Source organism: Exiguobacterium sp. ZWU0009 (genome assembly GCF_000798935.2).
Taxonomy (GTDB): domain Bacteria; phylum Bacillota; class Bacilli; order Exiguobacteriales; family Exiguobacteriaceae; genus Exiguobacterium_A; species Exiguobacterium_A acetylicum.
The window spans coordinates 2,272,942-2,285,916 of record NZ_CP018057.1 but is presented as its reverse complement, the minus strand read 5'-3'; the positions used below and the strand labels follow the sequence as shown (position 1 = coordinate 2,285,916).

Genomic DNA, 12,975 nt, shown 5'->3' with positions numbered 1-12,975 from the left:
TTGAGCCACTTTTTTTAAAGGAGCGAACAGCATGAGGACGCGAGAAGATGTATTGGATTGGTTATCGAGCTTACTAGCATTCGGCGTCAAACCAGGTCTTGAACGGATGCAGGCGATGTTACTGGAATTACAGATTGACCCGGATGCGATTCCAACGATTCATGTCGCCGGTACGAACGGAAAAGGATCGACGGTCGCGTTCTTACGTGAGATGGGGATTGCAGAAGGGTTACGAATCGGAACGTTCACGTCGCCATATATCATTCAGTTCGAGGAGCGGATCATGTTGAACGGAGTCCCGATTGCAGAAGATGATCTCGTCACAGCTGCGATTGCCGTTCAAGCGGCCATCGGGCACATCGATCCAGCACTTGGTACAGTCACTGAGTTCGAGGCATTGACGGGACTTGCCTTCTATTATTTTGATCAGATTCGTCCCGATTTCGTCATCTATGAAGTCGGACTCGGTGGGTTGTATGATTCGACGAACGTCTTCAAGAAGCCGGTCGCAGCGATCATCACGTCGATCGGGCACGATCACCAAGCGATTCTCGGAGATACGCTCCAAGAGATCGCTTTACAGAAGTTCGGCATCATCAAACAAGGGACGCCGGTCATTGCCGGGAAACTGCAGGAAGAGTTGACGGTGCCGTTAATGGCGTATTGCGGGGATCGAAATGCGACGTTGAAATGGAGTCAGGAAGCGATCATTCGTTACCGCTTAAAAGAGACGGGGACCTGGGCGACATATGATGGGATTCCGGAGACCCGCTTAGGTCTCGAAGGTCATCATCAAGTCCATAATGCGGCAAATGCCGTCATCTGTGCGCGACGACTCGGATGGTCGAAAGCGGCGATCCGAAAAGGATTACGGGAAGCAAAACATCCGGGACGGTTTGAGATCATCTCGCGCAAACCACGAATCATTCTCGATGGTGCACATAATCCGGAAGGCATCACGGCACTTGTTGAACGGTTAAAGGAAGAATCAAAACCCGTGACGTTGCTCTGTTCGATTTTGCGTGACAAAGACCGGACGGCGATGCTTACGCAGTTACGTAGCATTACACCGGATATTTATGAAACGACATTTGATTTTCCACGAGCGCGGACACTCGATGAGTTAAAGCAAGAAGGCGCCAATGTAACGACGGTCGAAGCGTTCTTCGATCAATTAGAGATAGACCGGACATACGTCGTGACGGGATCACTCTATTTCATTAGTGAAGTACGTCATTATTACGCTTCTATTTTTACAAAATAGGGAAAATTCGTATTCTCTCGTTATAATGAAATGGGGGAGTATAGTCCCATATTTCAATGATACGATGAGGAGACGATAAATGATGAAACAGTGGGTCCGTCTAGCCTTAGCCATCTTACTGATTTTTTCGAGTTTTACGTATATACATGAGCCACATTCCAAAGCGGCAACCGGTGAAAAGTTTAAGGTTTTAGAGATTCGTGATGAATGGTCGACAATAAATCGAATTAATCCGAAAACGAATATCACTTCGCTATTGACTGGACTTGATTCAGTGCGTTTTGACGTTAAAAAGATGACAGTCAAGGAACTTAACGCCTCGCGTTTCCCGTTAGATGGAGCGTTTGATGCGATTGTTTTTGATCCATCAATCAATAGTAATGATCAAGAGAAATATTCAATTAAATTATCTGAGTTTGATAAAAAAAATCATAATACAAGTAAAATCGAAAATGATATTACACGACTAAAAAGTAATGAAATCCTAAATGCGTATGTCCGAAAAGGGTTACCAGTGTATTTGCATAAAGATGTTTTCACGCATGACCAAAGTAATTTCTCGAAGGTCTTGAAAAACTACGTATCGACGCAAGCAACTGTTTCTTACGAAAATATTAATGATGTCATTAACTCATTGAAGCAAAAAATTAATATCCGCCCCCGTATTTCGAGTGTGACAGTAAAACAAGATGGAAGCACATTGGCGACCATCAGCTCAATCGCTGTACCGAATCGACCAATTGAGTTTAGTTATGTACTTGATCAGTCTACGATTGATACAACAGCAACGCTTTATATCGATTTTGACAGTAACGATCAGTTTGATGAATCAGAAAAAGTCGATGAATTATCAGCAGTAGCTAATGGAAAACTTACCTATACATTTGACGTTCCGAGTTACACTGGACCAAGACAATGGATGGTTCGAGTCACCAAAAGTAATGGATTGACGGATTACAAGACAGGTAGCTTTTTAATGAAAGACCAGTTAGCTGAAGCGAAAGTACTACAAGTTCTTGGAACGAGTTTGAAAGGTTCTCTTTTGACGGATTTAACTGGAGAGAATCTAAGTAAAAGTGATTTTTATAATTTCAAATTAGATGTTATAGATTCAGCAAAATTTTCGAGCGAAGCGATTTTGAAAGATTTAAATACTTCATATGACATGTTGATCTTTGGATTTCAAGATACGTATGGCACAGCTAGTCTTACTAGTTCGGCTTTCGATAAAATTAAATCATTTACGAATACTGGCCAAGGTTTAATGTTGACACACGATACTATCTTTAGATCGAAAGTAACGAATTCTCCAACACGTTGGGAATCAGACTATGCTGCAACGTCAGGTCAAACCTACTATACGAACATGGGATTTGGCGCACCTAAAAGATCCACAAAAGCTATTCGTCAAAATGAAGGACAAATGACATCGTATCCATTTGCTTTAGACAATGAGATTTCGATTGCACAAACACATAATCAGTACTTTGCTCTTGACTTAGAGCAACCAGATCTAATCCCTTGGTATAACATTAAAGAAACAGAAACAAGTACAGATACTGGTAGAACGGTAGGAGATGCTCGAAATCACTACTACATGTACACTAAAGGAAATATAACTTATTCAGGTGCTGGACATACTTCTTCTTTTCCTGATGTAGGGGAGCGGAACTTATTTACGAATACAATGTATCGTGCCTTCACCGGTGCTAATCATAAACCTTTAATCAAAAACGTTCTACCATCTGATAAATCAAGTTATCTTGAAAATGAGCCTCTGGCAATCTCATATCAAGTAAACGACTATGATCTTCAAGATCGTGAGCTGAAAACAAGAATCTATATCGATGATGAAAAAGTCTTTGAAAACAATAAGTTGAAAAATAATTCTTTTGTCAGCCAATCTTTTGAATCGAAGCTCACAGGAAAAACGAGCGTAACGATTCGAATTGAAGCAGAAGATCAACGTGGTGCGAAGACGATTGAGACTAGGACTGTTCAAGTCGTTCGTCCAGCTGCCTCCGCCCCATTCGTCTTGTCACGCTCGATTGATCCGGCAACAATTCCGAAAGGGGAAACAGCGGACATCACGTATACGGTTAAGACTTCTCCAATGATGCAAAAAGATGCAATCGGGAATAATGGATATATCATGGGACAATTTTCAGTGACGATGGAAAACATCCTGTTCAATGAACAATTTCCTAGTAACCTTGAGATACTCTCAACGACGGGGCTGACAGGAACGAATATAACTGGTCAGACGATAAAAGGGAGACTACCGGATATCGAATACGATGAGGCGGTCTCAGGTGTTCATAAGGGGGAATGGATTGCGAATCAATCGGAAGTCACGTTTACTGTCAAAGTACGTGCGAAAGATGCCGCAGGAGTCCATTTACTCGATAAAAAAGACAACACGTTGACATCAATAAAAAATATTTATCGTGATAAAAAGAATGGGAAAGATAAATCGACAACCGTCACAAATGATCCACAAGCTTTTCCGACGATTGGTTATGCACTGACACCATCCTTTGCGACCAGTGCGAAGATTCCGTCCGTTAAGATGGATATCACGACACCATCTTATAAAGTCTTGCCAGAAATTAATCCTTCAGGCAGTCAATATGGCACGTTAAAATGGTCGATTGTGGATTCGGAAATCGCATCGATTGATGAGGCTGGTGTCATCAAACCGAAAAAAGTCGGAACGACACAGATTAAACTCGTTGTTCCAGTCGGAAACGGTAAAGAGTTGACAGCGACTTCAGAACTCGTCATCAATGATGTATTTGGAGGACTAACCGTTCAAAATATACCGGAGACATTATATGTTGGAGAGACAAAATCAATGTTAGGAATTGCTTCGATGGTATCAGGACGAAACACACCGATTCAATGGATTATAACGAACGATTCTCGTGTGACGACGAATGGCTTAACTAAAAATACGTTGGAGCTGACAGGAAAGACGCCAGGAACGGTCACGGTCAAAGCGGTCGTCCCTGCGACAGCTGGAAGCTCTACTTATCTTGCACAGTCGCCAGAGTACACGATTCAAGTCAAGTTGCCAGAATTATCCGTCTCGCCAAGTAATCTTGAACTGTGGGTCGGATCGAACCAAGATGTGACAGCGATATTTAAACCGAACTATCCATTACCATTTACGACTTCGACTGTTAGTAATGCAATTGAATTGAAACAGACGGCATCGGGTTATACGATCACAGGTAAATCCGGCACACCAAACGGACCGGTCGAAGCGCTACTTACATTGACAGATTTCCCAGATACAGTAGCGAAGACGCTCGTACGGGTACGTGAGAATCCACTTAATCTGACAGCCGATGATATCGCGATGACGATGAAAGATGATAAGAAATCACCGATTCTGCGCTGGTTCCCAGTGACGACGACGGAACGCTTCTATCGGTTGGAAGTGCTTCAGGGTAAGGAATACGTCAAAATTGATCCAACAGGACAAGCGCTACAACCACTTCGTCCAGGTGTGGCACGTATCAAGGTAACGGCATTAAAAGAAAACAAAGATGTGCTCGAAGTCATGAAAGACAATCAAAAAACACCACTAACGACGACATTCAAGGTGACGATCGGTTCTGAATCAGGTACGTCAGACTTGGATGGAGATGTTTATTAAGAAGTGGGGATGCTATATATGAAACGCAGACGAATCATTGTCGTACTCTTGATTTTAATCATTATTGGAATCGGGGGAGCGGCGTACGTTATAAAAGCGAATCAACAAGCAGCATTGGAACAAGGACTGCGTTCAGAAAAACCAGGACGACTTGCGAACGCATTAAAAGACGCTTCTTTATCAACAAAGGAGAAAAATCGTTACATTCGTCAATTCCAGGAAACACTCGCTTTTGACAAAGCAAAACTCCTTCTTGATGAGCAGACCGTAAAAAATAAAGCGAACTGGTTTTATGCGGCGCAATTTGCGCCGCGGAGTACAGTCTCAGCATGGTTGGCGAAAGGTGCAAAAATTAGTCGACTGAATGCACAAGGTCAGTCAGTTCTTCATGTTGCGACGAGTGTAAATCGATCGATTGATGCGTATGCTCTTTTGATAAAAGAAGCGTCTAAAAAAGAGCTCAATCGGATGGATGACTTTGGGCATACACCACTCTTTTATGCGACACTGGATCAAAATGAGGCAGCGATTGAACTGTTGTTAGAAGCAGGAGCTGATTCGAATCGTGGGAAAGAGAAACCGGTCTATGAAACGGTCAAACAAAATCGAAAAGATTTGTACGCCATGTTAGAACAGAGCGGAGCAACGGTAGAAAGCAAAAAGGTGAAAAAGCTCGCTAAGGAATACCGAGCAACAAAATTCTAGAAAAAAGAGTCATTCGCCTGAGACGAATGACTCTTTTTTATGTGTGTTACGGTTGAACGCGCTTTGGTGTTTCGACATACAATTGAACTGCTCGATTGAGTGGAAGTAATGCGGTTGGATTTTTTAATACCGTCGCATCATACGCCATGCGTAGACGGGATGCTTCAAAGTCAGATGATTTGTTAGCGACCATCAGTTTTTCGAGTTCTCTTACGTTTGCAGGAAACGCATTTTCTGGTAAATCCAATTTTCCACGATAGGCGTTGACTTCTAGATTACCCTTCGTAAAAATGCCACCGCGTACATTCATCGTCGAACCTACAGAGTAAATCGTATTTTTTTGATTGTCATCACTATATAGAAAGGCATTTAAATCAGGTGTAGTCGTTTGAGGCGTCGAAAATTTATTGACGCGGTTAATAACGAGATTTCCTTTACTGAGTAAAATCAATGTATTTTGTTTAGCTGTTGAAGTCAGCCCTTGAATGTTTGCGTCATCCAGGCGACTCGTCCCGGTCGCATAAATCGTCGTTGCAAACCCAACATTTCCTCGAATCAGTAAGTTGCCAAGAACGATGAGAGGACGCTTGATTTCAAGCGGTTGGGTCAAAGGGTTCAAAGAAGAAATCGTTAAATTCCCGTTAATGATTAAAGGTTCGAGTGTTTCCTGAACAAGATCATCTGTCAACGTCACGGTATTACCTGTGTTTAATGCTGGACTAATCATTTGTCGCTTCGTATCAAGTTCTGTTAAAAAAGGTCCTGTTAGTATAGACTGCGGAATCGAGGAATTTTTTAATGTAGACGCGACTTGTGTAAGAGGCGTATTCACCGGTAGTTTCAGAAAATCGTTCAACGCATAATCGAAATCGAACGGAACGAGTGTTTCTTTCGTTGATACTAATTCTGTCTCACCTTTAGGATCAAAAATCGTTTTATCACACACAAGGTAATCTCCGCACTTCAGTAATGGCTGATTCTTCTCTTGAAAAACGCGTACCTGACCTGCGATATAAGGAAGTGCTTTTGTATTAGTGAAGATTCCATCCTCGTCGTTGTATTTAAATATCGGGGTCGCAGTTGCTTGCAGAGCGTTGCGGGAAAAAATATTACCTTCGATCAAGGGAGCGCCATTTAAGATGACTTGATCATCTGAACCTAACGTATAGTACAAAAAACTAGGAATCGCAGACAAATAAACACGTTGTCGATACGTTTTTTTGATTGCCGGCTGATCGCCTTTTTGTTTTGAAACTGTCGCTGTTAAATCAAGCGCTTTGACACGAACGTTCGATGCGGCTTCATTTAGCTTGACGGTCACGTTCGGAACGATTGTTTTTAAAGGTAAGACGATAGAACTGTCGAGATTCTCAAACAATGCTTGAGAAGAAGTCGTTGGTGAAGTCCCGGTCGTCTTTGAAACAATGTTTTGGAGGGAGGCGACTGCTAAATCAAGATCATTTTGTGTCGTCGTCTCGACATCGATATCCGTCTCGCGGATTTCGGTTAGGCGAGTTGACTGTAAACTGATGCCAATCGTCGCAACAGCGAGAACGGACAGGACGGTTAAAGTCACAAGAACGAAAAGTAATGTATAGCCTTGTTCGGATTTACGCATACCGTGTTCCTTTCTGAGTTAAAATCCAATCGTACTCGTGAAGGTCTGGACTTCTTCTTGATCTGTCGATTGAATCGTAGTTGTAATCGTTAAAATCCCGTGAATGACATAGCGCCCCGGATATGTTCCTGATGTAATGGTTTGATACTCGGGACTCGATAACTTAAAAGTTTGAAGTAATTCCGTTTGGTCGTCGATCGACTGTGGTGTCGATTCGTACGTTAGTTCGGTGCTGTCTAAAGTTTGTTCTGCGAACGTATAACGAACTGGTGTCACTTCCTTCTCTGAAGAAGATGCTTCTTCTGTTGCGTTAAAAGGTTCAAATCCACTGGCGCGTTCAAGTAGACCGGTGTCGGCGTTTAAGACAGGAAGTGTTCTTTTATAAAACGATAGCTGTTTTGCTTCATCGATTCGGATTGCATCAAATCCACCGATTTCATTTAATATGATACCGACGCGGCTATCAGCTTCACTACGCAGTTCACTGATGATTCCTGTTGCCCGAAAGCTTTTCGTACCAGAGATGAATACCGTCAGGATGACAGCACTGAAAATCGAGGCGATGACGATGGCGACGAGTAGTTCGACGAGCGAGAAGCCGTCATTTTGTTGTCGGAAAACTTTGATTGAGCGTCGCATTCGTAATCGATCCTTTCAATGATGTAATCGGTTCAGTTGTTCCTTCTATGTAAACGAATACATGGAGGTCCAGAAGATTCGGATTAACGACTCCTTCGAGTTTCCGAGGAGTCACACTGTATTTGACTTCAAAGGCAATATTATTGATTTCAGGATTAGTAAAGATTGATGAGCAAATAGCCGATAGTTCACAAGAAGGAGACGTAGGCTCTGGAATGACATATTTTCCATTCAGATAAGTAGCTTTGTCTGCCTGTGTAGATAGAGAACTGAAGGCGAAGGGTTCATCACTTGTCGCTTCTAAAGCTTCTCGCTTGATATAAGAGGTTGCGTTTTTTGCCAAATAATTCGCAAACGTCAACTCTGTACTGTCGCGTGAGGCAGCTAGTGACTGAGAAAAAATGCTGATCAGAGAGACCGATATGATAGATAAGATCGTAATACTGACTAATACTTCGATTAGCGAAAAACCGCCTTGCTCGCGTTGCATGGATTCACCTCTACTTCATGATAGATGAGGATGAAAGATCCTAAATGATTTTCTAGAAAATCAAAAACAGCACCTATTCACAGATCATGAAAGGATTTGTCAGGATAGGACTTATGTTTCATCATAATATTCATTATAATGGAAATACTAGGCACCTGAAATGATTAAATTCATACAGAAAGGAAACAGATGATGATTAATCCGAAGCGTTTTGTTATACATACACTTTTACTCCTTGTACTAATAGCTCTGATTTACGTACCATCGTTTGCCTTGATTTCCTTTACCGGTAAAGCAACGGCACCGACGACGTTTTCTGAGACGGCACGGATTGGATCGGTTCCAGTCAGTGGCATGGATCGAAAGGAAGCACAATCGAAAGTTGAGAAAGCGATTACGGAGTGGACGAAGAAAGCGCCGCTGACGACTGGAACGGGAGAAGAGACGACACCGATTCCAACAGAAGTCGTGACGATCAACGCCGCTGATTCTGTCAAAAAAGCTTCTTTGAAAAAAGGCGGAGACTTGATGGTGACGGTAGATGAAGCGTCGCTTGAGAATTTTCTAGCGACGCAGCCAATCAGTTACTCGGATGAGCAACTCGTTACCTTTAAGACATGGTTAATCGATACGAGCAAAACGTTACAGGAAGGAAACTTTGATCCTGCTCAATCGGATGCTGCAGTCGATCCAACAGGTGAGGTCGTTTCAACGGTTTCGTTCTCGACGCGTTCTGCTGCTGAAGAACAGATGATCACAGCAATGATGAATGTGGAAATCAAGCCGGGACAATTGATGAATGTCAAGACGTACGGTATGGATGCAGTCGCGGGATCGTATGTCGGTAGCAAGTTATACGAATTGTTTGCAAAAACGCCATTTGAAATCGTCGAACGGATGCCGCATGCGGCATTACCAGACGGCGTCACACTGGGATACGATGTCAAAATTGACGAAAAAACAGATTTTGCCGTTCGTAATACACAAGCATCCATCTATCGTGTCATTGCGACCCAAAACGGAAGCGATGTCACGCTTGAATTGCGAGGCACACCGTTCAAAGAAACGGTCACGACCGTCCTTGAAGGCGAAAAAACGATTCCATTCCGGACGATCACACGTTATTCTGCAACGCTCACGGCAGGAACGACGAGTGATACACAAGCGGGAGAAGAAGGGAAATCGATTGAAGTCTATCGCGTGACGAAGACGGCTCAAGGGGAGAAGAAGCAGTTATTGTCTCTTGATTTCTACAGCGCCATCCCGGCAATCGTCACAAAGAGTAGTCAAGAAGAACAAGCACCTGTCGTCGTACCTGAACCGGAAGACGACACGAACTCCGATGATTCGACAGATACGAATGATTCCAATGATTCAACGGATACAAATAATGACCAAACAACGGATGAGCCGCAGACAGATGGCGTCGAGACGCCAGATACACCAACGTCTCCGACAAGTCCGACGACACCCGACACACCAGATAGTAATGAAACGGGTGATCCTGCTTCACCAGTAGAAGGTGAAACAACAGGGGAACCTGTTGGATAAGAAGGAGGAAAAAAGATGAACTGGACGACGATAGCAATTGAACTCGGTATCATTATCGGTCTAGCGACGATCATCTGTGGTCTGATGTTTGCGGTGACGATTCCTTACGTGACGACCGTGACGACGAAAGCGATTTTATCCGTTGCGGCAATTTTGATCGTAACGTTGATCTACTTCAGCATCCAGCTCGACTGGATTACGAACCCACTCGTCCTCTTCGGAATTGTCGTCCTATGTCTGTTGACGGCAGCAGTGACGAGTGTAATGGATGAAAAACATCAAAAACCGGATGTGTTAGAGGAAGAAGAAACATGGCACGCGGAAGGATGACACGTTAAATGGCAATGAAACGAAAACGTTTAGGGGAAATGTTGATCGAAGAAAGCCTCGTGACGGAGCAACAAGTCGAAGAGGCGTTGACGGTTAAACGATCGACCGAAAAACTCGGGGATGCACTCCTTCGACTTGGTCACTTGACGGAACAACAATTACTAGAGGCGCTACATCACCAATTGAAGATTCCGATCATCCAGCTGTACAACTATCCAGTTGACGTCGCCGTCACGAAACTGATTTCAAAAGACCTCGCACAGCGACATACGCTCGTCCCGGTCTACCGGGAAGGAAATCGTCTATTCATCGCCATGGCGGATCCGATGGATTTGATCGCGATCGATGATTTGCGGATGCAGACCGGTCTATCAATCGATGTCGGAATCGCGACGCGTGACGAAATCAGACGAACGATTCTGAAATACTACGACATTGATTCGTCGTTACGGGAGCTACTCGAATCCGATGACATGATGGAGTCGGATCAATCCCGTGATGTCGTGACACGCGAAGATGCACCCATCATCCGGCTCGTCAATCAAATTTTAGAGAACGCGATTGCCCAGCGTGCATCAGATATTCATATGGATCCACAGGAAACGTCGATGACGATCCGAATCCGGATTGATGGAGAATTACGAACGGAGAACAACTATCCGAAACAGATCCAAAGCATTCTGACGACCCGGATCAAAGTCATGAGTGAACTAGATATCACCGAGTCACGCTTGCCACAGGATGGACGGATTAAATATGTCTTTAACGGATTACCATATGATTTCCGTGTCTCGACCTTGCCGACCGTTTACGGTGAAAAGGTCGTTATCCGGATTCTTGACAGCTCGAACTCGAACATCTCGATTTCAAAAATCGGTTTTAGTTCGCGGAATGAAGCACAGTTCCGGGAGATGTTGAAGCGTCCGAACGGGATTATCTTGATTACTGGTCCGACCGGTTCCGGGAAATCGTCGACGTTGTATGCCGCCTTAAATGAGTTGAATGACGAGTCGCGCAACATCATCACTGTCGAAGATCCGGTCGAGTACCAGGTCGATGGGATCAACCAGGTTCAAGTCAATGCGAAGATTGGTTTGACGTTTGCGAGTGGTCTTCGCTCGATCCTTCGTCAGGATCCGAACGTCGTCATGGTCGGGGAGATTCGAGATATTGAGACGGCTGAGATTTCGATTCGTGCCTCGCTGACAGGACACTTGGTTCTTTCGACTTTGCACACGAACTCTGCCGTTAGTTCGATTACGCGATTGATCGACATGGGAGTGGAACCGTTCCTCGTAGCTGCTTCTGTCAGTGGATTGATTGCACAACGACTCGTTCGCCGTGTTTGTCGTGATTGTGGCGAAGTCCATCCGATTTCAAAACGAGAGCAAGAGTTATTTGATCAAGAGAGAATTGAAGCGACAACGGTCATGCGTGGACGTGGTTGCTCGTCTTGTAATATGACGGGGTACCGCGGACGGGTTGCGATTCAAGAGGTCATCATGGTCGACGAAGTGTTACGTCGGATGATCATGAACCAATCGACGGAAAGTGATATCACAGCGTATGTCAAGGAACAAGGTCAACGGTTCCTGCTTGCAGATGGTCTAACCAAAGTCGCAGATGGGATTACGACGACAGAAGAGATTTTACGGACGGTGATTTCAGAATGAACAGTACGATCGAACGGGCACAAATCGAAGATATTTTACGTTCGTCGAAAGAGCGAGGCGCATCCGATGTTCACTTGACGGCGGGATCACCGCCCGTCTTTCGGATCAACGGAACGTTGACACCGTTTGGAACAGAAAAGATGAAACCGATCATCATTGATGGATTTGTTCAGTCGTTGATCACGGAAGAAATGTATCAACAGCTGAAGCAGGACCGGGATATCGATTTTTCGTTCGGTGTGACCGGTGTCGCCCGGTACCGGGTCAACTGTTTTTACCAACGGGGCGCTTTGTCGATGGCGTTTCGAACGATTCCGACCGAGGTGCCAACGCTTGAGCAATTAGCGTTGCCGCCTGTCTTAAAGCGATTCTTAACGAAACCACACGGCTTGATTCTCGTGACGGGTCCGACGGGTTCCGGAAAATCGACGACGCTTGCAGCGATGATCAATGAAATTAATCAGACGATGTATAAACGGATCATTACGCTGGAGGATCCGATTGAGTACTTACATAGTCATCATAAAAGTCTTATTGATCAGCGGGAAATCGGGATTGATGCGCCGCGCTTTGCGACTGGATTACGGTCAGCGCTCCGTCAAGATCCGGATGTCATTTTGCTTGGAGAGATGCGAGACCTTGAAACGATCGCGACCGCCGTGACAGCAGCAGAAACTGGTCACCTCGTCTTTGCAACGGTCCATACGTCGACGGCTGCCTCGACAGTCAGCCGGATCATCGATGTTTTCCCGTCAGAGCAACAAGATCAGATTCGGGCTCAACTCGCAAACGTTCTTGCGGGTGTCGTCTCGCAACGCCTGATGCCGCGTTCGGATGGAACTGGACGCGTCGCAGCCCTTGAAATCATGGTCGATACACCAGCTGTCTCGAACTTGATTCGGACCGGTAAGGAATATCAGATTCAATCCGTCCTGCAGACGGGTAAACAATACGGCATGCAGACGATGCAGATGGCATTGCAGGATCTCGTCAGTCGGGGATTGATTCCGGCTTCTGCTGCATCACCGTACATATCGGGGTGAA

10 protein-coding genes are annotated in these 12,975 nt (G+C 44.6%); 7 read left to right on the top strand and 3 right to left on the bottom strand.

Going from position 1 to position 12,975, the window contains the following annotated elements; translation table 11 throughout:
• Positions 1-31: 31 nt before the first annotated feature.
• The 3 genes from L985_RS12025 to L985_RS12015 all read left to right on the top strand — a co-directional run bounded on the left by L985_RS12025 (position 32) and on the right by L985_RS12015 (position 5,630).
• Positions 32-1,264 (top strand): bifunctional folylpolyglutamate synthase/dihydrofolate synthase, encoded by a 1,233-nt coding sequence (locus tag L985_RS12025; protein WP_029342274.1) that lies wholly within the window; start codon positions 32-34, stop codon positions 1,262-1,264.
• Positions 1,265-1,343: 79 nt separating this feature from the next.
• Positions 1,344-4,925 carry a GEVED domain-containing protein gene (locus L985_RS12020; protein ID WP_235609832.1) on the top strand — a complete coding sequence of 1,194 codons (3,582 nt, stop codon included), beginning with the start codon at positions 1,344-1,346 and terminating at the stop codon, positions 4,923-4,925.
• An 18-nt stretch (positions 4,926-4,943) separates the two neighbouring features.
• Entirely contained in the window at positions 4,944-5,630 is a 687-nt protein-coding gene (locus L985_RS12015; protein ID WP_029342273.1) for an ankyrin repeat domain-containing protein, read from the top strand.
• 46 nt (positions 5,631-5,676) lie between these two features.
• Here the strand turns inward: L985_RS12015 and L985_RS12010 are convergent, their stop codons facing one another.
• The 3 genes from L985_RS12010 to L985_RS12000 are packed head-to-tail and all read right to left on the bottom strand — an operon-like array spanning position 5,677 to position 8,377.
• A complete protein-coding gene (locus tag L985_RS12010) occupies positions 5,677-7,248 on the bottom strand; it encodes a type IV pilus modification PilV family protein (protein WP_029342272.1) in 1,572 nt (523 codons plus the stop codon).
• A gap of 18 nt (positions 7,249-7,266) precedes the next feature.
• Positions 7,267-7,887 carry a prepilin-type N-terminal cleavage/methylation domain-containing protein gene (locus L985_RS12005; protein WP_029342271.1) on the bottom strand — a complete coding sequence of 207 codons (621 nt, stop codon included), beginning with the start codon at positions 7,885-7,887 and terminating at the stop codon, positions 7,267-7,269.
• Positions 7,850-8,377, bottom strand: a complete 528-nt coding sequence (locus L985_RS12000) for a prepilin-type N-terminal cleavage/methylation domain-containing protein (protein WP_029342270.1) — start codon at positions 8,375-8,377, stop codon at positions 7,850-7,852. The genes L985_RS12005 and L985_RS12000 overlap by 38 nt, the downstream gene beginning before the upstream one ends.
• Positions 8,378-8,566: 189 nt before the next feature.
• Here L985_RS12000 and L985_RS11995 point away from each other — a divergent pair, with 189 nt between their 5' ends.
• Genes L985_RS11995 through L985_RS11980 form a run of 4 tightly spaced genes read left to right on the top strand, consistent with a single transcriptional unit; the run spans position 8,567 to position 12,974 of the window.
• The gene (locus L985_RS11995) at positions 8,567-9,928 is read left to right on the top strand and encodes a G5 domain-containing protein (protein WP_047393609.1); all 1,362 of its coding nucleotides are present in this window, start codon (positions 8,567-8,569) and stop codon (positions 9,926-9,928) included.
• A gap of 15 nt (positions 9,929-9,943) precedes the next feature.
• Positions 9,944-10,258 carry a hypothetical protein gene (locus L985_RS11990; protein WP_047393612.1) on the top strand — a complete coding sequence of 105 codons (315 nt, stop codon included), beginning with the start codon at positions 9,944-9,946 and terminating at the stop codon, positions 10,256-10,258.
• Between the two features lie 8 nt (positions 10,259-10,266).
• A complete protein-coding gene (locus L985_RS11985) occupies positions 10,267-11,931 on the top strand; it encodes a GspE/PulE family protein (protein WP_047393614.1) in 1,665 nt (554 codons plus the stop codon).
• On the top strand, positions 11,928-12,974 hold the full coding sequence (locus tag L985_RS11980) for a type IV pilus twitching motility protein PilT (RefSeq protein WP_029342266.1): 1,047 nt from the start codon (positions 11,928-11,930) through the stop codon (positions 12,972-12,974). The genes L985_RS11985 and L985_RS11980 overlap by 4 nt, the downstream gene beginning before the upstream one ends.
• The last annotated feature ends 1 nt before the right edge of the window (position 12,975 follow it).

What these genes read in the sequence shown, in the direction of transcription:
- L985_RS12025 (WP_029342274.1), top strand. Translation starts at nt 32, where the DNA reads ATGAGGACGCGAGAAGATGTATTGGATTGGTTATCGAGCTTACTAGCA.
- L985_RS12020 (WP_235609832.1), top strand. Translation starts at nt 1,344, where the DNA reads ATGATGAAACAGTGGGTCCGTCTAGCCTTAGCCATCTTACTGATTTTT.
- L985_RS12015 (WP_029342273.1), top strand. Translation starts at nt 4,944, where the DNA reads ATGAAACGCAGACGAATCATTGTCGTACTCTTGATTTTAATCATTATT.
- L985_RS12010 (WP_029342272.1), bottom strand. Translation starts at nt 7,248, where the DNA reads ATGCGTAAATCCGAACAAGGCTATACATTACTTTTCGTTCTTGTGACT.
- L985_RS12005 (WP_029342271.1), bottom strand. Translation starts at nt 7,887, where the DNA reads ATGCGACGCTCAATCAAAGTTTTCCGACAACAAAATGACGGCTTCTCG.
- L985_RS12000 (WP_029342270.1), bottom strand. Translation starts at nt 8,377, where the DNA reads ATGCAACGCGAGCAAGGCGGTTTTTCGCTAATCGAAGTATTAGTCAGT.
- L985_RS11995 (WP_047393609.1), top strand. Translation starts at nt 8,567, where the DNA reads ATGATGATTAATCCGAAGCGTTTTGTTATACATACACTTTTACTCCTT.
- L985_RS11990 (WP_047393612.1), top strand. Translation starts at nt 9,944, where the DNA reads ATGAACTGGACGACGATAGCAATTGAACTCGGTATCATTATCGGTCTA.
- L985_RS11985 (WP_047393614.1), top strand. Translation starts at nt 10,267, where the DNA reads ATGGCAATGAAACGAAAACGTTTAGGGGAAATGTTGATCGAAGAAAGC.
- L985_RS11980 (WP_029342266.1), top strand. Translation starts at nt 11,928, where the DNA reads ATGAACAGTACGATCGAACGGGCACAAATCGAAGATATTTTACGTTCG.